This window comes from Pedococcus sp. NPDC057267, from assembly GCF_042668795.1.
Lineage (GTDB): Bacteria > Actinomycetota > Actinomycetes > Actinomycetales > Dermatophilaceae > Pedococcus.
The window spans coordinates 54,177-76,434 of sequence record NZ_JBHUYG010000007.1 but is presented as its reverse complement, the minus strand read 5'-3'; the positions used below and the strand labels follow the sequence as shown (position 1 = coordinate 76,434).

The following is a 22,258-nucleotide window of genomic DNA, read 5'->3' as shown; positions in this document are numbered from 1 at the left end:
CATCAGAACCCAAGACCCGGCAGACTAGAAACTCAACGAACCGGTGGCCTCGTTTTCGAGCGTCGCATCGGCCTCATTTTCGAGCGTTGTCGACAGGCACAAGCCCTTTGATGCACTCCATGCCTCTGCATGCAGCGGCATGTGCGTCTCACTCTGCTCGAGGCGCCCGTACTAGCGGAGCGGCGGGCAATGTTCAGGGTTAGCGGCAGCCCCGGCGTCGTGTCTGCCTGAACCGAACAGCCGCGGTCCGTCGGTGAACTAGTGATGATGCTTGCGAGCCCCTGCCTAGCGGGCTCGCCTGAGCCCAGGACGGGCTGCCGCGGTGGTCGTGCTCGTAGCCCGCGGCCTGCAGCGCATGGAGGAGGGCCCGATTGGCCGCCCTTCCTGGGCTGCGCGGGCGTGCAGCTGGGCCTTGACAGTCCGCTTTTCAGACATAGGTGTACCTGCAGGTCCGCGCTGGGAGCGGGGACGGCGTGCGACATCTTGTGCGAGAACCGGGGAGCATTCCTGAGAGCGATGCGTCAGCCGCCTATGCGGCATGGCCGAGGAGATGTTGGGCGCGCGGAGCTGACGCTCGGTGTAGGAGACGTGAGGCGGGTGGTCATCACGCCGTCACCCGTCCCTCGCGCTCGATGAGACGCGGATCGACAGGCAGAGTGATTCCCTCGCAGCAAGGGACGCCAGGCTGGCAGGGTCTGCGTCTCAATAGCGCAGCTGTGTACAGCACAGCCCAGCCTTACCCCCCGTGCGCGGTGGGACTGTCGCACCGTGATGCAGGCTGAGGCAAGGCCTTACCGCACGGTTCCGTTCCCGAACACGAGGTTTCGGGCGCCACCGTTGTTCGGCCGGTTGGGTGCGATGTGCAGCGAGGAGATGTGGTCGAAGGTCCGCGCGACCTGGGCCCATCCACCGGATTAAGCAACGGGAGCCATGATCGACCCTTGGAGACGTCGCTCAGGACGGCTCTGCCCAGACGACGTTGTGGGTTACCCGAGTGGGGAGGACCGAGGCTCAGCTTACGGATCAGGTTTTGCCTCCATGCGGTAACCGTGTCCTCGTAGTGTGGTGATGGTGGGCGGTGCTACGCCCGTTGCGTCGGCGACCGAGTGCAGGCTTCTGCGCAGGGCGGCCATGGTGACGTCGAGTGTCTTGGTGGAGCCGAACCAGTTCTCGTCCCAGACCAGTGACATGAGGTCCTCGCGGCTCAGTGCGGTACCTGCACCGGCTGCAAGCGTGACCAGCAGGTCGAATTCCTTGGTGCGCAGGTCCACCCGTGAGCCTGCCAGGGCGCAGGTGCGAGCGGCGACGTCGATGCGAAGCTGACCGACGATGAGGGGTTGGGTATCGAGCGCGGGGGGTCTGCTGCGCAAGTGTGCGCGCAGGCGCGCCAGGAGCACGGTGAGGCCAACCGGTTTGGTGAGGTAATCGTCGGCCCCGGCATCGAGACCGACAACCACGTCCATGTCCGCATCACGGGCCGTGAGGATGACCAGCAGCACCTCGGGCCGGGAGCGCCGTAGGCGGCGCGCGACATCGATGCCGTCCTGGTCGGGAAGGCCGAGGTCGAGGATGATCACGTCGGGCCGGTTTCGATCTGCGTGTGCCACCCCGTCTGCGCCGGTGCGTGACCAGTCGGTTTCATAGCCGTGGACGCTCAGACCGGCAGCGAGCTCTCGTCCGAGCGTCTCATCGTCCTCGATCACGAGCGCCCGGGGGGCGGGACCGGCGGCCGGTCGGGTCATAACGGTGATGCTAGTGCTGCGTGGTGGGCTGCCGCCGCTGCGCTTCTCACAGTTCGAGCAGCTCCTCGACCGCCGGGCGCGTGCTCGCGCGGGCACCGATCACAGCGGCCGCCGCCAGGGCAGCTACCACGCCCAGCGTGGTCAAGCCCAGGTAGATCCAGGGCACTGCCACGTAGGACGGCGGTGGGTCAAACACTCCGGTGAGGACCTTGACGAGCATGTGTGACAGACCGGCCCCGATCGCTGCTCCACCGACGACCCCACCGAGAGTGATGAGCATGCTCTCACCAACGACTAGTCCCCGCAGCTGGTGTCGCTTGGCTCCCAGGACGGTCATGATGGCCAAGGTCCGTCGCCGTTCGGCGAGTCCGAGTGCAAGGACCAGTCCTCCGGCGGCGATCGCGAGCAGGACCGCGTACCCGAGCTCGATGCGGGTCAGGCCGTGCAGGTTGACCGAGGTGAGGCTGGAGCCGACTGTGCCGCGGGTCTGGGTCAGGTCGGTGACGGTGGCGCTGGTGCCGACCAGGTGGCGGATGCGGTCGGCGATCTGGGATTGGTTGGTGCCACCGGTGTCGATGAGGAACGCGCCGACGGACGCATCGCCGGTGGCCTTGGCGACATAGTCTGCGTTGGCCACAAAGAAGCTGTCCTTGGGCGCGGTTGGGAACTCGTTGACGATCCCGGCAAAGTGGAATGTCACGGTGTGCGAGGCGCCGTTGCTGCCGGCCGCGGGTAGCCGCAGTTTGAGGCTGTCGCCGAGCGTGAGCTGGAAGTCCTTAACCGTCTCGGCGCTGACCAGCACGGAACTGGGGTCGTTCTGGAGCCGGGCCATGAGTTGCTTGGCGGTCCCGCCTGTGAAGTACCCGTCCTGGAGCGCGGTGACCGAGGAGATGGTGGCGGGGTTGACGCCATACAGGTCCTGCAGGTCTGCCCCGACGTAAGCGAACCGGTGCTGGATGGGCTCCGCGCGGCGTACGCCAGGGACGTGGGTGAGCTGGGCGGAAGTGATGGCGGGCTTGGCGATGCCAGGCGGCTCGGTGACGGTGACGTCGGCTCCGTTGGTGAGCTGGGCGTCCGCCTCGGCCTGCTGCGCGTAGGTGGCGTTGAAGGTGGCGGTCGAGGCAGCGAACGACAGTGCCAGGGCGAGCAGGACGATGGCCCGGGCGAGGCTGGGCCGTTGCCGGGTCAAGCTGGCTGCACCGGCGGGGGCGAGGCTTCCGGCGAGGGGTCGCAGCGCGGCTGTGAGGGGTGCGCGGGCGTGGGTCAGCAGGGTAAGGACGATACGGGCGAGCAGGGCGGCAGACCCGAGCCACAACAGGGCGGGCCCCAGGAACGCCCAATAGGATACCGAGATGCTCGGAACGCCCTCAGGGGCCAGGACCAGGGTGTAGTTGTTCGCCGCAGACGCCCGATACACGATGAGGGCGGCGGCAAGCAGGGCGACGTCGATCCCGGTGCGGAGCCACCAGGGAAGCCTGTGGCCGCGTCCGACCACGGCGTTGGCGTGGGCAATGGTGTGGGCGCGCAAGTCTCGGAGTGCGGGTACGAGCGTGGTCGAGACCGCGACTGTGACACCGAGTGCCGTTGCGGCGAAGGACCAGGCAAGGTTCAGCCCTGCCTTCCCAGGCTGCCCGGCGGTGACTACCGGCAGTGTGACGGTGGCCAGCGCAAGGCCGACGGCGCAGCCCACGAATGCGACGAGGACGGTCTCGGTGGTGGCGAGCCAGACCACGCTCTTGTTCGTCAGGCCGCGGGTGCGCAGGAGCGCCTGCTCGGCTCGGCGCCGACGGGTACCGGCGCCGACGACTGCGGCGGTGAGCAGGGCGGCCAGTACGGCACCGGGTAACCCGAGGAACAGGAAGAGCATCTGTGCGTACGCGGCGTCGCCGCGAGCTGCGTCGAGGGCAGCTCCGAGGTTGTCTCCGACCAAGGCCCCGCCCGCAGTCTTGGCCTCCAGATTGTGAGCAGCGGCCACCACGGCCTGGTAGGCGTCGGCCGGCGCGGGGGGCAGACTCGCGGTGCGGTCTACGTGGAACTGGGTGGTGACCGTTGCGCCGTGCAAGAGGCTTGCGAAGGTGGCGTCGGGCAGCAGAACGACGTTGTCCGGGGGTGCGGTCGGTTGCGACTGCGGTGGTGCGCCGACGCGTTGGAACAGGGTGTCGGCCTGGGGCAGGTCGACGACGCCGGCGACTGTCACGGTGACGGCTGGTGCACCGGCTCGACCGATGGTGACGTGGTCTCCGGGCGCCGCGTGCAGGTTGGCGGCGGTTTGTTGGGCGAGCTGCACTCCGCTGGGGGCGCCGGCGAGCTGCCTGACCTGCCCGGGGAAGGCCGTTCGGTAGTTCCGGGGAAGCCCGAGGATGACACCGGGTCCGGTGGTCTGGGTGGTGCCCGAGGTCGTGGCTTGCAAGCCGGTTGTGGCGCTCAGGTGAACGGCTTGCACGGCGCCGGTGCCCGGTGTGGCACGCAGAGTTGTCAACACTGCGCTGGGATCGGCACCCCGCTGCACCTCGACCTGCCAGTCCACGACGACCGTGTGTGATGCTCGCCTGGTCATGGTGGCTTGAGACCCGGCGATGAATCCGCCCAGCGCGGCCGTCAGTCCGACGGCCAACGCGATGCCCGCGGCGGTGCCAAGCAGGCGTGCACCACGGTGGCGGACGAGGCCGGCGAGCCAGAGCCAGGTGGCGGTCCCCCTCACCGGTTCGCACCTGCCGGTTCGGCCGCGCTCAAACGGCCTTCGTGCATGTTCCAGTGAGTCGGGAGTCGAGTGCTGATGGTGACGTCGTGCGTGGTGATCACCAAGGCTGCGCCGATCTCGTCCGCAGCGGTCAGAAGGGCATCGATCACCCGTTGGCCGGAGGCATGGTCGAGCTGCCCGGTGGGTTCGTCTGCGAGGATCAGTGGCGGTCGGATGGCCAAAACCCTGGCGACGGCGACGCGTTGGGCCTGGCCGCCGGACAGTTCCTCGGGGAGCCTGTCGTAGAGAGACGCCGCGTCGACTACGTCCAGGCAGGCGATGGTGCGACGGGCGGTTTCGCCGGGCTCGAGGCCCGCAAGCTGAAGGGGCAGTGCCACGTTCTCCGCCACGGTGAGGGTCGGGATGAGACTGGGGGTCTGGAACACGAGCCCGATGCTGCCGGTGGGTGCGGCCGACGGGTCGCCCGGGCCGATCGACGATGGCCAGTCGATGACGCCACTGGTGGGCCGCTCCAGTCCGGCGAGCAGGTGCAGGAGGGTGGACTTTCCCGAACCGGACGGCCCAGAGATGGCGATGCGGTCACCGCGGTGGACCGCGCACGTGGCGCCGTGCACCGCGACCACCGCTGTGTGTCCGGTGCCGAACGTCACGGCGGCCTCTCGCGAGGTGACGAGTGGTTCCTCGTTGGACGTCATGACTGGACCTTCCCGTCGAAGAGGGTGAGCACGCGGTCGGCAGCCCGGGTGACGTCGGCGCTGTGGGTGACGACCAGCAGGGCGGCGCCGTCGCTGACCCGTTGGCGCAGGAGCGTCAGCACCTGCTGCTCGGTGTCGCCATCGAGTTCGCCGGTGGGTTCGTCGGCGAGGATCACCTCTGGGTCATTGGCGACCGCGACGGCCAGACCGGCGCGCGCCAGTTCCCCGCCCGACAGCTGCCGGGGGAGGGCCCGGGCGCGGTCACCGAGGCCTACCTGCTCGAGAAGCTCTGACGCGGCCGGCCGTCGAGCTGGGAGGCGTGTGGCCGCCTGGGCCAGTTTGATGTTGGCGAGGAGATTCAGGTGCGGCAGCAGGTTGCGCGACTGCAAGAGGATGCCGATGTGCCGCGCACGCAGTTGTGCGCGGCTGCGCTCCGGTTGATGGCTGAGTCGGTGGCCGGCGACCGTGACGGTGCCTCCGGCGGGTTCGTCCAGGCCGGCCAGGCAGGCCAGCAGGGTGGACTTGCCGGACCCAGAGGGGCCGACGATCGCCAGCATCTCCCCAGCCCGGACGGACAGGGACACCCCTTGGAGTGCAAGCGTTTCCTCCTCCCCAGCACGGTAGAACCGGTAGAGGTGGTCCGCCGACAGCGCCGGTGGCCCGGACACGTCGCGATTGTCGGTCGCAGAAGGGGTGCGGGTCGAAGCGGTGGTCACCCGTGCCACCGCAGGGAATCGGTGACGGTGCGCCAGGGGTCGACGTTGTCGGCGTTGGTAGGGCCGGACAGTGTCAGGTCCACCCGGGTTCCCTTGTGGTAGAAGGTGTAGCGCTCGAATGCGTCCCGGACGACCTTCCCGGTGACCGGGTTGGGGGCTGAGTCCCCCTGATAGGTGGCCAGCACCCCGTTTCCAGCGGGCCTGGCGACAGTGGCGACCTTCCCCTGGGCGTAGTTCGGGACGGTGGCACGCAGGTGCGGCAGGTCCTGGTCGCGGACCGTGGCCTCGGACGGGGCCGCGGTGGCCTTGGTGACTTCGATCTGAATGGTGTTGAGCTTGTCACTGAATGAGGTGACGCCGCCGTGGCTCGTACGAGCCCATCCCTCTGGGACCTTGAGGGTGAGCGCTGCCCCGGGCGGTGTGTACGAAACGTACGCCTGGTTGTCAGGAATGTCGCCAGGTGGGTTGGACTCGGTGGCGTGGCTGGGCGCGCTCGTGGAGGCGCTGGCGGTGACGCGCGGCCCACTGGGGCCTGACGAAGACACTGCTGCCGTACTCATGGGCGGGCTGGTCGGAGCAGTGGTCGCGTTGGATGCTCCACAGGCGGCAAGCGCGGCCACTCCTGCGCCGACTGCCGCAATGGTCAGTGCGCGCCGCGTGGGGTGGACGATGCGGGCGGCGGGCTGATCCATGAGGGCTCCTTGGTCGCAGGCGGTCGTTCCGCGTTCTTGTGGCTTCCCTCTGACGTTAGGAGCGGAGATGCAAGCCACCGCCCCGAGGATGGTTAACCCACGGCAAAACTTGCTCGTGGACCGCGAGGGGCGTACGCGCCGCGCGTCACTGACAGCCATGATGGGGTGGTGCGGGCAGGGGTGCGCCGGGTGGCGGTAGTGGCAGTGGTGGTGGCGCTGGTCCTCTTCGCGGTGCCCCTGGCTTTCGTGACCCGCTCACTTCTGCAGGAGCGAGAGCTCGCCGAACTCGAGATTCTGGCGCGATCCGCCACGACTCGGGTCGGTGGTGCTGCCGCCGGCGACCCCGTGGAGCTGCCGCCTGCCGAGCCGCCCACGCGGGTGGGCGTGTACGAGCCATCCGGGGTCCGGCGGAGCGGTGCCGGACCGGATCGGGGTGGGGTCATGGTTCGCCGCGCGGCCACGGGGGTTACGGCGACCGGCTGGGACCGTGGGGAGTGGTCAGCGGCTGTGCCCGTGGTCAGCAACGAACGGGTCATCGCGGTTGTTCGGGCAGGCGAGCCGGCTGGTGAGCTGTGGAGGCAGGTCGGCGCCGCATGGGGCCTTGAGGCTGCAGCGGCGCTCGTAGCATGGGTGGCGGCGCTGGGGGTGGCGCGCCGACAGTCCCGGGCCCTGGTCGAACCCTTGGAACAGCTCGCGTCCGTGGCTTCTCGAGTGTCCGAGGGTGACTTGACCGCGCGAGCGACGCCCAGCTCCGTGCCGGAGGTGGACCTGGTCGGGCAGGCGCACAATGCCATGGTTCGTGAGCTGACCCAGGCACTGGAAGGCGAACGGCGCTTCTCGGCGCAGGCATCGCACCAGCTCCGGACCCCGCTGGCGCGAATGCGCCTAGAGCTGGAGGCGGCCATGAGCGCCCCGAACCCGGATGCTCGGCTCCAAGCGGTGCTCCAAGAGCTCGGCAGCCTCCAGTCCACCATCGACGACGTGCTGCTCGTCGCACGCCGAACTCCGGGTTTGGCGGGCGCGACTCTGCCCGTTCTGCCCTTGGAACACGTGGTCCGCGGTGTGGCACAGCGCTGGCACGGACCCATGGCGGCAGTCGGGCGACGGCTCAGCCTGCACGTGCCCGACCGAGCCGAAGAGCCTGGTCAGCCACTGGTGGCCGGCCGGATCGTCGGACAGATCCTCGAGATCCTGCTCGACAACGCGACGCGGCACGGACGCGGCGAAGTGCAGGTCGTGGTCCGAGAGACGGCTGGCGTCCCCGCCGTGGACGTAATTGACGAAGGAACCTTGGCCGCAAAGGACCCCTTCGCCGTACGACCGGAGGTTGAGGTAGGGCTCGGACTCCCACTGGCCCGGACCATGGCCGAGGCGTTAGGTGGACGGCTCACGGTGACCAATCCGTCCCCCACCACATTCACGCTCTTTCTCCCCGACCGGGCGGAACCGCTCTCCTCTGAGGCGGCCCGATGAGGATCCTGCACGTCACGGACTTCTACCTGCCCCGGCTGGGCGGGATCGAGATGCACGTGTCAGACCTCACGGGGCGGCAGCGGGCCGCCGGCCACGAGGTGAGCGTCCTGACGAGCTCCCCGGGGCCGGACGAGCCGTGGGTCACCCGTCTGCGCTCCACCGCCCGGTTGAAGCATGCGCTGCACCCCGCGGCCACGGTCAAGGGTGTCCGCTCGCTCATCGACCTCGACGCCGACGTGATCCACGTCCACGTCGGTGTGCTGTCCCCCTTGGGCTTCTTCGTCGCCCGAGCGGCGGCGCACCGCGGCATACCGACAGTGGTGACCGTCCACTCGCTCTGGGTGGGGGTCCGGGCGCTCATGAAGACCTTCGACGCCTTCGGCGGCTGGAGTCGGCTCCCGATCGTGTGGACGGCGGTCAGCGATGCGGCGGCACAGCCGCTGCGCGGAATCCTCGGTCCCGGCCACGAGGTGCGCGTCATCCCCAACGGCGTCGATCAGGCCGACTGGCGCGCCCGCCGCCAGACCGGTGGCCATCCCGCCAGCACCCTGCCAGACGGGAAGCACGTGGTCGGGCAGCGGCCTGTGGTCGTCGCGGCGGTCATGCGCCTCAGCCAGCGCAAGCGCCCGTTCGCCCTCCTGCGCGCGGTGCGCCGTGCGCAGCACCACCTCGGGACCGGGCAGCGGATCCACCTGGTCGTGGCCGGTGACGGTCCGTGGCGCACCGTGCTCGAGGCGTATGCCCGGCTGCGCGGCATGTCCGGCGCCGTCACCTTCCGCGGGCGGCTCGCCCGGGACCAGGTCAGGGAGCTCCTGGAGTCCGCCGACGTCTTCGTCGCCCCGGCCACCCGGGAGTCGTTCGGGATCGCAGCCCTCGAGGCACGGTGCGCGGGCCTGCCGGTCCTGGCCATGTCCTCCGGCGGCGTGCGCGAGTTCGTGCGGCACGAGGTCGAAGGCCTGCTGTGCGAGGACGACGACCAGCTGGCCGCGAGCCTCGCGCGGATCACCCGCGACGAGGCGCTGCGGCGCCGGCTGCACGACCACAACCTCACCGCCGAGACGCGGGTGGGCTGGCAGGGGGTCCTGACCATGACCGAGCAGGCGTACGAGGCCGCCGGCGCGGCTGCCGGGGCGGCGTCCCCGTCGGTCGAGGTCGCGTGAGCTCGCCCGGGGGGCACGAGGCCCCGTGAGCTACCCCCTCGTCGTCGCCACCAGCCTCGGCTCGACCGTCTTCGCCGCGGTGTCCACCGCCCTGAAGCACCACAGCGCCACGACGCTGTCGACCCCGTCCGCCGCCCACGGACGCGTCCGCACAGGCCGGTTCCTCGCCGCGACCCTGAGCCACCCCTGGTGGCTGGCCGCACTGGTCGCCGACGCCGCAGGGTTCACCCTGCAGGCCTTCGCACTGCACATCGGCGCCGTGTCGGTGGTGCAGCCCCTCCTGGTGACCGCACTGATCACCTCCCTGGTCGTCACCCACCTCAGCCAGCGCACACCCATGAGCCGCCGGGAGTGGGGCTGGGGCGCGCTGCTCGTCGCGAGCCTCGTCGGCTTCCTCGTCGTGTCCGGCGCGTCGTCCCCGCACCTGCGCCATCAGGCGGCGGACCGCGGACCCGCTGCCGTCTGTGCTGCCCTCGCCCTGCTGCTCGCCGTCGCCTGCGTCCTGTCCGCCCGGAGTGGACCGGCCCGGCGCCGCGCACCGCTGCTCGGGGTTGCCGTGGGGACGCTGTACGCGTGCACGGCCATCCTCCTCAAGGCGACCACCGAGGTGTGGGGCAACTCAGGACCGGTCGCCATGCTGCGCAGCTGGCAGCTACCCGTCCTCGTCGTGTGCGGTGGGTCCGGGTTGCTGCTGGCCCAGCTGGCCTTCCGTGCCGGGCCGCTGCACACGAGCCTGCCGGTCATCGCCACGGTGGACCCCCTGCTGAGTGTCTTCCTCGGTGTCGTGGTCTATGACGAGCAGCTGCGAACGGGGGTCGGGCCGGTGGCGGCCCAGGTCGCGCTGCTGGTGGGTCTGGCCGTGGCTGCCGTCGCCCTGAGCCGCCTCAACGCCGACGCCACGACGGCGATCCGGCGGCCGGGCAGCTGATGCGCACTGCTGCCTGACCGCGTGACTGCGCCTGGCCGCGTGCCGGCTCCAGGCATGGTGCCGAGCCGCCTGTGTGCGACGCTACCCACACCCAGGGTGGCGGGGAATGCTGTCGGCGTCGAGATCCACCACCACGTAGGAACCGAAAGCCTGCCGTTGGACGCACCCCGTCTGCTGGGCCCACTGGAGGATGGAAGCGACCGGGTAACCCGCCAACGCGGCAGGGGTGTCGAACAGGTGGGTGGTGTACTCCTGTGGGAGCACCAGGAATCGCAGCCGGTCGGACTCGGTCCACCCGCGGACCTGGTCGAGGGTGGGGCCGGCGGCATGGCCGGTGAAACCGCCGAGAGGAAGCACGGGCGACGAGGACTGAAGCTGCAGGACACTGGCCGCGGTCGCTCGTGGTGTCGCAGCCACCCACAGCGTGTTCGATCGGTGACTCTCGAGGTAGCGCACGAGGGCGTCGGGATACGCGGACCTGGGTGTGGGCGTGAGTGGGCCGGCGACCGGGTCGTACCCGGAGACCTTGTGTGAGTCCGTGGTGAGGCCGAACGCCAGGGGAAGCACCAACAGTGGTGCCAGCAGCAGGCACGGCAGTGCCCGTTGAGCCCAGCGTCGGCCAGCAACTGCCACCGCGTCCATGCCCGTTGCCACCACCGCCAGACAATCGTCCAGAGCTGTCTGATCCGGCACCCCGGACCGGCGGAAGACGAGCACCTGGTAGGCGAGGGTCGCTGCGGCCGGGAGCAGTGCGAGCGGCAGGCGGTTGCGTCGGCGAAGGGAGGCCAGGCCTGCCCCGATGGACAGCGCAACAGCGGGCACGAGCATGACCGAGTAGTACGGATGCATCGGTCCGCTCATGACGCTGAGGACGACAAGGCCGGTCACCAGCCACCCCACGACGAGGAGCCATCCAGCGCGCTCGACAACGGCCCCCGAAGGCGAGACGGCGTGGCTGCGTCGGTCCCTGGCGGCGAGGAGAGCGACGAGCGCGAGCACACCCACGGCCAAGGGAAGGTGCCAGCCCACCTGAGTGGCGAAGGGTGGGGTCAAGAGTCGCCATGGCCCCGGCGTCCCGGCCACCTCCTGCGTTCCGGCCCCTCGGGTGCCACCCAGGCGACTGAACCCGTCGCGACCGAGCATCAGGGACAAGATGCTGCCTTGGCTGCCGTCGGCATACGGACGACGTGCACTGGGCACGAGGAGAACCGGAACCACCCAGCTGGCGATGCTCACGAACCCCGAGCCCGCGAAATTGGCCACCCTCTGCAGGCGCTGCCGCAGCGAGCCGTGAGTCGAGACCCACAACGCCACGGCGAACGCCGGGCCGGGTATCAGGGCAACCCCCCACTTGGTGAGGAACCCCAACCCCAGAAGCGCTCCACAAGCTGTGACCCAGCCCCAGGCGGTGCTGCGCGTGGCGCGCAGGCAACACCATGCAGCCACCACCAGCAGCAACGTCATCAGCGTGTCCGGATGGTTGTAGCGGGCCATCACCAACACCACCGGAGACGTCGCATACACCAGCGCAGCCACCACACCCGCCGCCCGACCGGCGAGCTCACGGCCCATCCGGTGCAGCACCAGGACCGTGGCGATCGTCTCCGCTACCTGCGGTAACAGGACGCTCCAGCTCGACAGTCCGAACGCTCGTGCGGACAAGGCCATGACCCAGAACGCCAGTGGCGGTTTGTCCGACGCCACCGCGTTGCCCACCTCGAGGCTGCCCAACAGGAAGGAGGACCAGCTCTGCTGACCTGCCTGCACCACCGCGGTGTAGTACGGGTTAGACCAGCCCTGCACATCGAGGTCCCAGGCATATGCCGCCGCCGCGCCCAGCGCGATCACGGCCACTAGAGCCGCCTCCAGCCAGTCTTCGCGGCGGCGGGCCCCGTCTGGCTGAGTGAGGCTGAGCTTGCCGATGTCTGTCGGCGGCGATGACGTTCTCATGGGCCGGCGCCCTCAATGAGCGCGACGACCCATCCATCAGCTGGCGGCTGGTGAAGTGCAGACGGTCTTGGGGTCGCGGGAACCGAATCGGCCACCGCGGGCCACCAAGGGCAACACTTCGCTGTCCCGAGTCGGCCCAGCGGAGAGATGGCAGGAATGCCAGACGACGCTACGTACATCGGGCACCTCTCGGGTGATCAGCCCGGCGGTCAGGTGTCGTGAGGGCTGCCGCGGGCCTCCATCGGAGTTTAGGGCGATCGATCGTCGGTTGCTCGTCCCGAGCCGCGCACCTCTGATGAACAGGGCGCCGACGGGTGACCACCGACGGACAGCGTCAACCGCAGTCGTCCGGAGCTCTCATGGTCAGGAAGTCGTGCCATTCGATCTGCCGGTTGTGGACCTCCGTGGCCAACGCATCCAGGAGATGTGGGTCGGTCGGCGTCGCCGCTGGATTCACAACTCCGCCCTCGACCACATCGGTCATGCGTGCCTCGCGCTCCGGCCAGTACTCATCTCGTAGGCAGAGCAGTTCCCTGACGTCGAGGTTCACGAGGTTCACGCCGGCAAAGTAGAGGGCGCCGCTGTGCACCGCCTCAAGGGCTGGATCTTCGGGATTGAGGCCTGGACCCGTTGCTCCAGGACTTCGCGCCTCGAGGTGGTCGTCAGCCCCCCAAGTCACCGAGCGGCCTTGGGGACGGCGCGGCCTGGACCTGTCACTCGCCCCGGCGGACCTCGTGCGGGTCACCGGCGCGCGGGGTGTGCCCGAGCGCAATCTCGGGCCGGCGGCGAGGACACCCACGCAGTCCCAGCAGCTACCGTGCTGGTCGTGGCAGCAGTCGGTGTGTGCGAGGACGACCCGGACCTGCGTTCGGTCATCGTGCGTGCCCTCAGTGGAGCCGGTCACGAGGTCGCAGTGGCACGGACCGGTCGTGAGGCCGTGGAGGTCTTTCCCGGACGATCGCTCGACGTCCTTGTTCTTGACATCGGCCTGCCCGATTCCGACGGACGCGACGTTGCCGTCGCGCTGCGTACCCACGGGGTCACCGCAAGCTTGCTCTTCCTCACGGCTCGCTCAGGGCTTCACGACAAGGTCGCTGGCTTCGAGGCAGGCGCCGATGACTACCTCACCAAACCTTTCGAGCTCGCCGAGCTCATGGCGCGGGTCAGCGCTCTGTCTCGCAGGATCACCGCTGACCAGATCGTCGGCGAGGCAGTCCTCGACCCGGCGGCTCACCTCCTTCGGGTCGGAGACGTGGAAGTCTCCCTGTCTCCGACTGAGTTCCGCCTCCTAGCCAGCCTCATGGCCAACCCGGGGCAGGCGGTTCGCCGCCGCGACCTGATCGCCTCCGCTTGGCCGATGGGCGCAATCGTCACCGACAACACCCTCGACGCGTTCATTCGCAGACTTCGCCTCAAGCTAGGCAAGGCATCCGCCTTGGACGCAGCCATCACCACCGTCCGTGGGGTCGGATACGCGTGGCGCTGAACCCGACTTCGCTGAGGGCTCGCGTCACCCTGGGAACGGCGGCCGCAGCAGCTCTGGCCATGGGTCTCCTAGTCAGCGGGCTTGTGCTGGCCCAGTCACATGCCGAAGACATCCAAGCCCAGACCGTACTGACATCCCGAGTCTCAGCCGCAGCAAGCACCGTCGTGGTGGGCGTCCGCGCGGTCCGGGTGTTGGAAACACCCGCCGACACCCTGGATGAGGGCGTCTGGGTGTTCGCGGCTGACGGCTCCCTGCTCGACGGCGCCACTCCACCACGGGCACTGGCCACCGTCGTGACCTCCCTGGGCAGCGCTGGTGCGAAACCACCACGCGAGGTCGCGGGCAGGTACCTCGTCACGTCTCGGACAGTCAAGCGCCCCGACGGGACGTCCGCAGCCACGGTCGTCGGCGCGCTCGACCTGCGCCCATACACCTCGGGCACAAAGCGCCTGACCTGGCTTGGCCTCATCCTCGCCGCCGCCGCAACCGCTGCGACAGCGGGAGCCGCATGGGCTGCTACCGGTCGGGCGCTGCACCGGGTACGGGCCATGGCTGTTCAGGCGGACCAGTGGCGCGACCACCACGACGGGCACCGTTTTCCCGCCGGCGGCCGGGACGAGCTCGCTGATCTCGGGCGCACCCTCAACCGGATGCTGGACCGCATCTCCAGTGCCTTGGACTCCGAACGGCGCCTCACCGACGGGGTCGCCCACGAGCTTCGCACGCCGCTGAGCGTCATCCGAGCCGAGGCGCAACTGGCGCATCCCATCGCCGAACAGCCGACGAGCGCGTCCCTGGAGGCCATCTTGCGCGCCACCGACCGCATGGACGCCTCCATCGAGACTCTGCTGCGCACCGCGCGCCATCGCAGTGCAATCGATGACGTCTGCGACGTCGACCAAGTTCTCGCGTCCCTGGTAGCAGCGGCGCATCGCCCGGGCGACGTCGTTGTGCGTATCGCACCCGCGCAGGGTCAGGGTGCCCGGCGCAGGGTGCATGCCGACCTTCCGGCGGAGCTGCTGACGGCCATCCTGTCCCCGCTGATCGACAACGCGGTACGGCACGCCCCCCACAGCGTCACCATCAGTCGCGCGGTGACCGGCTCAGTCGTACGCGTCCGTGTGGACGACGACGGGCCAGGGATCCCAGAGGCCGATGTCCAGAGTGTCTTCGAGGCGGGGGTGACGACTCAAGCCGACGGCTCCGGCCTCGGACTACCACTGTCGCGCCGCCTCGCCCGGGCCGCAGGGGGGACCGTATCGGCCGAGCCCGGGCCCGGCGGACACCTCGTGGTCGAGCTGCGGGCAGTACGCCGCCCCATCGAAGGCCCGGGCAACGGTGTTCAGGAGAAGGTCAGGTGATCTGGCCGACCGTGGCGCCATGGACACGAATGCCCGCGCCCACGACCCCGTCGCATCACCATCAGTGCCGCACCTGCTGAACAAGGTGCCGGAAGTCACCCTGTACTTCTGGATCATCAAGATCCTGTGCACCACCGTCGGAGAGACATTTTCGGACTACCTGAACAGCACGCTTGGTCTCGGCCTGAACCTCACGGCGGTCATCATGACTGCGATCCTCGCTGCCGTCCTCGTTGCGCAGTTCCGTGCCCGTAGGTACGTGCCAGCGATCTACTGGACCGCCGTTGTCCTCGTCAGCGTGGTCGGAACGCTGGTCTCCGACAAGCTCGCCGACGACTTCGGCATCTCTCTGGTCACCACGACGGTCCTATTCGCCGTTCTGCTGGCCGGCACCTTCGCGCTCTGGTTCGCCAAGGAGCGGACCCTGTCCATCCACTCCATCACCACCCGCCGTCGTGAAGGGTTCTACTGGGCTGCCATCCTGTTCACCTTCGCCCTCGGCACCTCGGCAGGTGACCTGTTTGCCGAGCGCCTCAACCTCGGCTACTGGCCCACCGCCGGCATCGTCGCCGTCCTCATCGCCGTCATCGCCGTCTCGCACCTCGCCGTTCGCAGCAAGGGCGTCCTGGCGTTCTGGCTCGCGTACATCCTGACCCGCCCCTTGGGTGCATCCATGGGCGACGGCATGTCCCAGGCACCCAAGGACGGTGGCTTCGGACTGGGTACCACCGGAACAAGTCTCATCTACCTGGCGGCCATTCTCGGCCTAGTCGTGTTCCTGTCCGTCAGCGGCGTGGATCGCGACGACGAAGGAGACTCGGTCCCTGTCCTCGAGGACGAGGAGCAGCCCGAACCGGCTCTCGCCACAGAGAGCTGAACCGCCCATGACGTGGCTCGGCGGGGCCGACTGTCCCCTCTTCTGCTCCGCCGAGCCGCACCCTGTACCGGCTTGTCGCGCGACCTGCGTCGCCGTGAGCCATCCTGATCCCCAGTCCCGCACGGGTTCAACACCGCGCCAAGCACGCCCGCGGCCCGTCACGAAAGGCGACCCTTGTTCGCACACGCCACTGCCGCAGCGGCTTCCCTCCCGGCTGCCACGGTGGGCCTGAACCTGCTCGACCCCCACAGCCTGCTCAGCACCTTCGGCGCGGTCGGGGTGTTCCTTGTCGTTTTCGCCGAGACCGGGTTGCTCATCGGCTTCTTCCTCCCGGGAGACTCGCTGCTCTTCACGGCCGGCCTGCTTTCGGCGACGACGGCCACCTCAACCCTGCACCTGTCCCTCCCATGGGTACTGGTAGCGGCGGTAGCCGGTGCCCTGCTCGGGGCGCAAACCGGCTACTGGATCGGACGCGCGGTAGGACCGCGGTTGCTGGATCGCCCTGACCGGCCACGCTTGCAGGCCGCGGTGGCCCGCTCGGATGCCGCGCTGAAGCGTTACGGGCACGGCAGAGCCATTGTCCTCGCCAGGTTCATCCCGCTCGTGCGGACAGTGCTCAACCCGCTGGCCGGGACGGTGCACGTGCCGGCACGGACATTCACCGTGTGGCAGTCCCTTGGGGGGACCATCTGGGCGCTCGGTGTGACCGTGGCGGGTTACGTCCTGGGGTCCAGCATCCCGGGAATCGACAAGTACCTCCTGCCCGTCATCGGACTCATCGTCGTCCTCTCCCTCATTCCGGTCGCGCGCGAGCTGCGCCGTAGCCGCGGGCAGGGCACGGCGACCGAAGATCGGGAGGCTGCATGAACCATTTTCGACACCTCGACGACCAGATCCTGTTCGCAGTCAACTCCTTCGCACGCAACACACCAGGCCTGCACGGGCTGATAGCCGGGTACGCCAAGTATGGTCTCGCGCTGTTCCTCGTCCTCCTGGCCGGAGCCCTTGTGGCGGCGCGGCACCGGTCGACCCGCCACCTCGCCGCTACCGGGTGGGCCGCCCTGGCCCCGCTCCTCGCCTTGGGGCTCAACCAACCACTAGGCCACGTCTTCCGCGAGCCCCGCCCGTATGCCACCCACCCGCACCTGCTGCGTCTGGCCGACGTGACGACCGACTTCTCCTTCCCATCGGACCATGCCGTCATGGCAGGCGCGGTCGCCGCCGGACTACTGCTGGCTCACCGAGCGCTGGGATCCCTTGCAGCCGTGGCGGCGCTACTGATGGCCTTCGCCAGGGTTTACATCGCTGCTCACTATCCGTGGGACGTAGTCGCGGGCTTGGTCTTCGGCGCGCTCGTCGCACTGGTGTTCTGGGTGCTCCTGCGTTCCGCGCTCGTCCCAGCAGCGGGATGGCTACGGGCCCAGAGGGGCCTTCGAACGGTTTTCGCCACACCGTCGGACGGCAGCGTTCCTGCGACCCGGGTCGAGCCCGTGCGGGTCCGCTGATGTCCCGCCTCGACAATCGAACGCCGAGCACGGCGCGCGAGACGGCAGGCGCTGACCGCCGAGTTGCAGGACGCGTCGCAGTTGCGGCGACGGCGGTAACCGCGGGATCGGTCCTCGTGCTGTTGATCGCCCTGACATTCGAGATGAAGTGGGGGCCGGCGCTGCGCATTGACAACGCCGCCCGCGACGATCTGCATCAGTACGGTCTGGCCCATCCCCAGTTCACTGCGTTCATGCAGGGGGTCAGCGCTGTCAGCGGCGCCGCGGGATGGCAGGTGGTGTCAGTGATCGCCATTGTCTGGCTGCTACTGCGCCGCCGGTTCCGGGAAGCCGCGTTCGTCCTCGTTGCCAACGCTGGCTCGTCCTTGCTGAACACCGTCCTGAAAGACCTCGTCCACCGGCATCGCCCCGTCGTGACCCACCCATTCCTACATGCGCCTGGGCAGAGCTTCCCCAGCGGACACGCGCAGGCTGCAGCCACAGGTTTCACGGTCCTGTTTTTCGTGCTCTGGCCCCACCTGCACAGCCCTTGGATGCGGCGAGCCATGATCGGCGGTGCCGTGGCGGCCACCCTCCTGATCGGGTACTCCCGCGTCGCCCTGGCGGCGCACTTCGCCTCCGACGTCGTGGCGGGATACATCGTCGGCGTCGCGTGGACCATCTCCATCGCCGCCGCCTTCCATGTCTGGCCGCGCCACGCAGTCGCGACCTCTGAGCGTGAGCTATTGCGGTCGGCGCGGCACTGACCCTGGGCCTTGGTGAGCCGTGCGTCGATCCCCATGCTGAGAGATGTATCGGCATTGCCTGCGACACAGGCGTCAGCGCATGCAAGGGCGCAGGTCATGGATCGCGGCGCATCAATGCCTGAGCCGGGACATCCTCTCGTGTGCGCTCGTCCTCCAAGTTGCGCGTTGGAGGTAACCCTGCGGGTGGGCACCGTCCGCGAGCGCCACGTCAGCGCGCCGTCGTTAGCGGAGCCCACGTAGGGCTGGAGCGCCCTCGCGGAGGCGGACCCTTACAGACCGCCGGCCATACTGCGGAACCGCGTCTGCAGCGCCCGGATGCTTGTCGTACCAAGCGTGCGGGTGGTGGTGACGCCGAGCCAGGGCTGCGGCGCTGACATCGTGCGGGGCACGGGACTTGTCCAGCGAGAGTCGAGCGATGAGCCCCCGGGCCGCCGTGTAAGTAAGCACCCTGACCACCGCCGCCGCAACTTTGCCGCGGCAGGCGGAATCCCCAGGACGCTCAGTCACGTCACCATCGCGGAGTTGGCGGTGGCAAATGGCCGGATGTAGATGCGTCGCCCGTGCACATCGCAAGACGGTCCTGCGCGACCCGCTCGGCGAGCCGGCTGCTTGTGCCCCCTTTGTGCTCCCGAACGTTCACGCCGTGCATTGGATGCACTTGGCGGGGTGCCTCGCGAGCACGGGGGCACGCGATGCGGCGGGCCACTGAGGCCTTCGCAATGAGAAGGTCAGGGGTTCGAATCCCCTCAGCTCCACCGACCGACACCCTGTCTGACCTGCGGATCAATCGCAGGATGGACAGGGTGTCTTGTCATGTGACCCTCTGGCGTGTGCCCCCGGTGTGGCACAAGCTGTCGCATGCACTCCATGCCGCTGCATGCAGCGAAGTGTGCGTCTCACTCGGAGAGTGGGCGTCCCGCAGCATCGTCTGCATGGCCTGTGCGCCCTCATGCTGGTCGAGAGTGCGGGCGCATGTGACCACGCGGCGTACCGCATCGGCCTGCTCGGCCGGCGGTCACCCTGGGCTGTTCAGGGCGCCAGGTAGACCGACGCGCCGAGCTCGAGGAACTCGCGCGACTTCGCGTCCATCCCCTCCTCGACCGGACTGGAGTCGACCACGTGCTCCGCCGCGTAACGGCGCACGTCCTGGCTGATTCGCATCGAGCAGAACTTGGGTCCGCACATGGAGCAGAAGTGGGCAGTCTTGGCTGGCTCGGCGGGGAGGGTCTCGTCGTGGTAGGCGCGTGCGGTGTCGGGGTCGAGGGAGAGGTTGAACTGGTCCTCCCAGCGGAACTCGAACCTGGCCTTTGACAGCGCGTCGTCCCAGTCGCGGGCGCCGGGGTGTCCTTTGGCGAGGTCGGCCGAGTGTGCGGCGAGCTTGTAGGTGATGACGCCGGTCTTGACGTCGTCGCGGTTGGGCAGGCCCAAGTGCTCCTTGGGGGTGACGTAGCAGAGCATCGCGGTGCCGTGCCACGCGATGTTCGCCGCGCCGATCGCCGAGGTGATGTGGTCGTAGCCGGGCGCGATGTCGGTGGCCAGCGGACCGAGGGTGTAGAACGGCGCGCCGTGGCACCAGTCCTGCTGCAGGTCGACGTTCTCCTTGACGAGGTTGAGCGGCACGTGGCCGGGGCCCTCGACCATGACCTGGACGTCGTGCTCCCAAGCCCGCTGGGTCAGCTCGGCCAGGGTGCGCAGCTCGGACAGCTGGGCCTCGTCATTTGCGTCGGCAATGGAGCCTGGTCGGAGCCCGTCGCCAAGGCTGAAGGCAACGTCGTACCGGGCGAAGATCTCGCACAGGTCGTCGAAGTGGGTGTAGAGGAAGTTCTCCTCGTGGTGGGCGAGGCACCAGCCGGCCATGATGGACCCGCCGCGGCTCACGATGCCGGTGATCCGCTGCGCCGTGAGCGGGACGTAGCGCAGCAGGACGCCGGCGTGGATCGTCATGTAGTCGACGCCCTGCTCGCACTGCTCGATGACGGTGTCGCGGAAGATCTCCCAGGTGAGGCGGTGCGCCTCGCCGTCGACCTTCTCCAGCGCCTGGTAGATCGGAACGGTGCCGATGGGGACGGGGGAGTTGCGGACGATCCACTCCCGCGTGGTGTGGATGTCGTCGCCCGTCGACAGGTCCATCACGGTGTCGGCGCCCCACCGGGTGGCCCAGGTGAGCTTGTCGACCTCCTCGGCGATGGAGCTGGTGACGGCGGAGTTGCCGATGTTGGCGTTGACCTTCACCAGGAAGGCACGCCCGATCACCATGGGCTCGCTCTCGGGGTGGTTGATGTTGGCGGGGATGATCGCCCTCCCGGCAGCGACCTCCGAGCGGACCAGCTCGACGTCGCAGTCCTCGCGCAGCGCGACGAACTCCATCTCGGGCGTGACGATGCCCTGACGCGCGTAGTGCATCTGGGTCACGCACCGGCCTTCCATGCCCCGCAACGGCTCGCGCCGTGCGCCGCGCCACTCTTCGGATGCGGCACCCCGTCGAAGGGCGGAGCGGCCGTCGTCGGCCAGGGAGCGGTCCCGGCCTGTGTAGCTCTCGACGTCACCGCGCCCGGTGATCCACTCGGTGCGAAGTGCCGGCAGGCCCTGCTCCGGCGTGGAGCCCGGGCCGGACGTGTCGTAGAGGCGGAAGGGCTCGTTCGCCACGGGAAGGCCGCCCGGTCCGGGTGAATCGGAGAGAGCAACCTGGGTGAAGGGGACCTGCAGGTCAGGCCGGCTGCCGGGGACGTAGATCTTGGTGCGTGCGCTGCCGTGCATGTCATGCTCCTTGCTCGGTGGGGAGGGTCTGGGGGCTCGAAGGGAGGAGGTGGCTGATGGGACCGGTGCCGTGCCCGAGTCGCCAGGAGGCGGAGGCGTGCAGTGCGGCCCGGACGAACTGCTGGGCCGCGGTGACCGCAGCCAGGACGGTGCCACCGTTCGCGAGCACGGCTGTGGCGGCGGCGGCGAACGTGCACCCGGTGCCGTGGTCGTTGGGTGTGGCGATGGCTGGTCCGCGAAGCTCGTGCGTCGTCCCGTCCCGGGCCAGCACGTCGACCCGGTCGTAACCGTCGACGCCGCCGGTCACCACGACCGCGCAGCCCTTCTCGGCCAGCGCGAGGGCGTGCTCGTGCTGCCCCGCGAGCGACGTGGCGGGCGCGGTGCCCAGCAGCGCAGCAGCCTCCTCGACGTTCGGCGTCGCGAGGGTGGCCTGGGGGAGCAGCTCGGCGGCGATCGCCTGCAGCGCGTCGGTGCCGGTGAGACGATCACCACTGGTCGCGATGGCGACCGGGTCGACAACGAGCAGCGGCAGTCGTTCCTGTGCGGCCAGCCCGGCTACGAGGCGAACCACGTCGACACTGCCGAGCATCCCCGTCTTGACCGCCGCCACCGCGAAGTCGCTGGTCACGCAGGCAAGCTGCGCCTGGACCACGTCCAGTGGGACCGCGTGTATGCCGTGGACCCCGGTCGTGTCCTGCACGGTCACCGCGGTCAGCGCGCTCGTCCCGTGGACGCCGAGGGCGGCAAAGGTCGCCAGGTCGGCCTGGATGCCAGCTCCGCCTCCGCTGTCCGAGCCCGCAATGGTCAGCGCGACCCGGGGGCCTCGTGCGGTGGGTTCCGGTGTCATGCGAGCCCCGTGACCGACAGCGATGTCGCGAACGCCCCCGCGCGAGCGCGGATGTCGTCGTGTCGCAACAAGGACCCCATCACGGCGATGCCGTGGGCGCCCGCGTCCAGAACGGGGGCGACGAGCTCGGGGTGGATGCCACCGAGCGCCAGGACCCGTGGGGAGCTCGACCCGTAGCCCGCCTCCCGAAGCATCGCCTGCAGTCCGCGCGGCCCCAGGGCTGGCCCGTACCCGGGTTTGGTGGAGGTCGGCGCGACGGGGGACACCGTCACGTAGTCGCACCCCTCGGCGGCGGCCCTGCGTAGGTCCTCGGCGCAGTGGCACGACCGTCCCACGACGGCGCGGCGCACCGGCGGGAACGCGTCGTGCGCACGCAGGTGCACTCCGTCGCCTGCCTCACCCTCGCCCGGGACGGGCCAAGCCCAGCTGAACCTGGCACCGTGAGCCGTGGTGAGCGCACGCAGCCGGGACCCGGTCCGGGCCCGCGCGTGGGGCGTCAGGTCGCGCTCGCGGAGGATGACCCCGTCGACTCCGCCCCCGAGGGCTGCCCCGACCGCCTCGTCGAGGTCTTGTCCGACAGGCAGGAGCTGCCGGTCGGTGAGCAACACGAAACGTGGCACGT

19 protein-coding genes are annotated in these 22,258 nt (G+C 69.2%); 9 read left to right on the top strand and 10 right to left on the bottom strand.

The annotated features are described in order from the left end of the window. Nucleotides 1–1,016 precede the first annotated feature (1,016 nt). Genes ACFUC1_RS03395 through ACFUC1_RS03375 form a run of 5 tightly spaced genes read right to left on the bottom strand, consistent with a single transcriptional unit; the run spans nt 1,017 to nt 6,546 of the window. The gene (locus ACFUC1_RS03395; RefSeq protein ID WP_379116626.1) at nt 1,017–1,742 is read right to left on the bottom strand and encodes a response regulator transcription factor; all 726 of its coding nucleotides are present in this window, start codon (nt 1,740–1,742) and stop codon (nt 1,017–1,019) included. Nucleotides 1,743–1,788: 46 nt separating this feature from the next. After that, entirely contained in the window at nt 1,789–4,443 is a 2,655-nt protein-coding gene (locus ACFUC1_RS03390; protein WP_379116624.1) for an FtsX-like permease family protein, read from the bottom strand. Next, entirely contained in the window at nt 4,440–5,138 is a 699-nt protein-coding gene (locus ACFUC1_RS03385; protein ID WP_379116622.1) for an ABC transporter ATP-binding protein, read from the bottom strand. The genes ACFUC1_RS03390 and ACFUC1_RS03385 overlap by 4 nt, the downstream gene beginning before the upstream one ends. After that, entirely contained in the window at nt 5,135–5,854 is a 720-nt protein-coding gene (locus tag ACFUC1_RS03380) for an ABC transporter ATP-binding protein (protein ID WP_379116620.1), read from the bottom strand. Before ACFUC1_RS03380 ends, ACFUC1_RS03385 begins: the two co-directional genes overlap by 4 nt. Further along, the gene (locus tag ACFUC1_RS03375) at nt 5,851–6,546 is read right to left on the bottom strand and encodes a hypothetical protein (RefSeq protein ID WP_379116618.1); all 696 of its coding nucleotides are present in this window, start codon (nt 6,544–6,546) and stop codon (nt 5,851–5,853) included. The genes ACFUC1_RS03380 and ACFUC1_RS03375 overlap by 4 nt, the downstream gene beginning before the upstream one ends. Nucleotides 6,547–6,735: 189 nt before the next feature. Between ACFUC1_RS03375 and ACFUC1_RS03370 the strand changes: the two genes are divergently transcribed. Genes ACFUC1_RS03370 through ACFUC1_RS03360 form a run of 3 tightly spaced genes read left to right on the top strand, consistent with a single transcriptional unit; the run spans nt 6,736 to nt 10,107 of the window. Beyond that, entirely contained in the window at nt 6,736–8,019 is a 1,284-nt protein-coding gene (locus ACFUC1_RS03370) for a sensor histidine kinase (RefSeq protein WP_379116616.1), read from the top strand. Then, on the top strand, nt 8,016–9,179 hold the full coding sequence (locus ACFUC1_RS03365; RefSeq protein WP_379116615.1) for a glycosyltransferase family 4 protein: 1,164 nt from the start codon (nt 8,016–8,018) through the stop codon (nt 9,177–9,179). Before ACFUC1_RS03370 ends, ACFUC1_RS03365 begins: the two co-directional genes overlap by 4 nt. Before the next feature lie 25 nt (nt 9,180–9,204). Then, nucleotides 9,205–10,107 carry a DMT family transporter gene (locus tag ACFUC1_RS03360; protein WP_379116613.1) on the top strand — a complete coding sequence of 301 codons (903 nt, stop codon included), beginning with the start codon at nt 9,205–9,207 and terminating at the stop codon, nt 10,105–10,107. An 81-nt stretch (nt 10,108–10,188) separates the two neighbouring features. On the opposite strand, the gene ACFUC1_RS03355 is transcribed toward ACFUC1_RS03360, so the two are convergent. After that, nucleotides 10,189–11,961: an ArnT family glycosyltransferase gene (locus ACFUC1_RS03355; RefSeq protein WP_379116611.1), complete on the bottom strand. Its 1,773-nt coding sequence runs from the start codon at nt 11,959–11,961 to the stop codon at nt 10,189–10,191. Between the two features lie 430 nt (nt 11,962–12,391). Beyond that, nucleotides 12,392–12,616, bottom strand: a complete 225-nt coding sequence (locus ACFUC1_RS03350; RefSeq protein WP_379116609.1) for a hypothetical protein — start codon at nt 12,614–12,616, stop codon at nt 12,392–12,394. Nucleotides 12,617–12,883: 267 nt separating this feature from the next. Here ACFUC1_RS03350 and ACFUC1_RS03345 point away from each other — a divergent pair, with 267 nt between their 5' ends. The 6 genes from ACFUC1_RS03345 (at nt 12,884) to ACFUC1_RS03320 (ending at nt 18,032) form a co-directional block, all read left to right on the top strand. Beyond that, on the top strand, nt 12,884–13,543 hold the full coding sequence (locus tag ACFUC1_RS03345) for a response regulator transcription factor (protein WP_379116607.1): 660 nt from the start codon (nt 12,884–12,886) through the stop codon (nt 13,541–13,543). Then, nucleotides 13,534–14,904: a sensor histidine kinase gene (locus ACFUC1_RS03340; protein WP_379116605.1), complete on the top strand. Its 1,371-nt coding sequence runs from the start codon at nt 13,534–13,536 to the stop codon at nt 14,902–14,904. The genes ACFUC1_RS03345 and ACFUC1_RS03340 overlap by 10 nt, the downstream gene beginning before the upstream one ends. 19 nt (nt 14,905–14,923) lie before the next feature. After that, nucleotides 14,924–15,781 carry a hypothetical protein gene (locus tag ACFUC1_RS03335; RefSeq protein ID WP_379116603.1) on the top strand — a complete coding sequence of 286 codons (858 nt, stop codon included), beginning with the start codon at nt 14,924–14,926 and terminating at the stop codon, nt 15,779–15,781. A gap of 222 nt (nt 15,782–16,003) precedes the next feature. Further along, a complete protein-coding gene (locus ACFUC1_RS03330; RefSeq protein ID WP_379116600.1) occupies nt 16,004–16,648 on the top strand; it encodes a DedA family protein in 645 nt (214 codons plus the stop codon). Next, nucleotides 16,645–17,286, top strand: a complete 642-nt coding sequence (locus ACFUC1_RS03325) for a phosphatase PAP2 family protein (RefSeq protein ID WP_379116597.1) — start codon at nt 16,645–16,647, stop codon at nt 17,284–17,286. The genes ACFUC1_RS03330 and ACFUC1_RS03325 overlap by 4 nt, the downstream gene beginning before the upstream one ends. After that, the gene (locus ACFUC1_RS03320; protein ID WP_379116595.1) at nt 17,286–18,032 is read left to right on the top strand and encodes a phosphatase PAP2 family protein; all 747 of its coding nucleotides are present in this window, start codon (nt 17,286–17,288) and stop codon (nt 18,030–18,032) included. The genes ACFUC1_RS03325 and ACFUC1_RS03320 overlap by 1 nt, the downstream gene beginning before the upstream one ends. Nucleotides 18,033–19,061: 1,029 nt before the next feature. On the opposite strand, the gene thiC is transcribed toward ACFUC1_RS03320, so the two are convergent. From thiC to ACFUC1_RS03305, 3 genes are read right to left on the bottom strand one after another with little or no spacing between them, the layout of a single operon-like run. Further along, nucleotides 19,062–20,789 carry a phosphomethylpyrimidine synthase ThiC gene (thiC, locus tag ACFUC1_RS03315; protein WP_379116592.1) on the bottom strand — a complete coding sequence of 576 codons (1,728 nt, stop codon included), beginning with the start codon at nt 20,787–20,789 and terminating at the stop codon, nt 19,062–19,064. Between the two features lies 1 nt (nt 20,790). Next, complete coding sequence (thiD, locus tag ACFUC1_RS03310; protein ID WP_379116590.1) at nt 20,791–21,636, bottom strand: bifunctional hydroxymethylpyrimidine kinase/phosphomethylpyrimidine kinase; 846 nt, start codon at nt 21,634–21,636, stop codon at nt 20,791–20,793. Continuing rightward, entirely contained in the window at nt 21,633–22,256 is a 624-nt protein-coding gene (locus ACFUC1_RS03305) for a thiamine phosphate synthase (protein ID WP_379116588.1), read from the bottom strand. Before ACFUC1_RS03305 ends, thiD begins: the two co-directional genes overlap by 4 nt. Nucleotides 22,257–22,258: the final 2 nt, after the last annotated feature.

What these genes read in the sequence shown, in the direction of transcription:
- ACFUC1_RS03395 (WP_379116626.1), bottom strand. Translation starts at nt 1,742, where the DNA reads ATGACCCGACCGGCCGCCGGTCCCGCCCCCCGGGCGCTCGTGATCGAG.
- ACFUC1_RS03385 (WP_379116622.1), bottom strand. Translation starts at nt 5,138, where the DNA reads ATGACGTCCAACGAGGAACCACTCGTCACCTCGCGAGAGGCCGCCGTG.
- ACFUC1_RS03375 (WP_379116618.1), bottom strand. Translation starts at nt 6,546, where the DNA reads ATGGATCAGCCCGCCGCCCGCATCGTCCACCCCACGCGGCGCGCACTG.
- ACFUC1_RS03365 (WP_379116615.1), top strand. Translation starts at nt 8,016, where the DNA reads ATGAGGATCCTGCACGTCACGGACTTCTACCTGCCCCGGCTGGGCGGG.
- ACFUC1_RS03335 (WP_379116603.1), top strand. Translation starts at nt 14,924, where the DNA reads ATGGACACGAATGCCCGCGCCCACGACCCCGTCGCATCACCATCAGTG.
- ACFUC1_RS03325 (WP_379116597.1), top strand. Translation starts at nt 16,645, where the DNA reads ATGAACCATTTTCGACACCTCGACGACCAGATCCTGTTCGCAGTCAAC.
- ACFUC1_RS03320 (WP_379116595.1), top strand. Translation starts at nt 17,286, where the DNA reads ATGTCCCGCCTCGACAATCGAACGCCGAGCACGGCGCGCGAGACGGCA.
- thiC (WP_379116592.1), bottom strand. Translation starts at nt 20,789, where the DNA reads ATGCACGGCAGCGCACGCACCAAGATCTACGTCCCCGGCAGCCGGCCT.
- thiD (WP_379116590.1), bottom strand. Translation starts at nt 21,636, where the DNA reads ATGACACCGGAACCCACCGCACGAGGCCCCCGGGTCGCGCTGACCATT.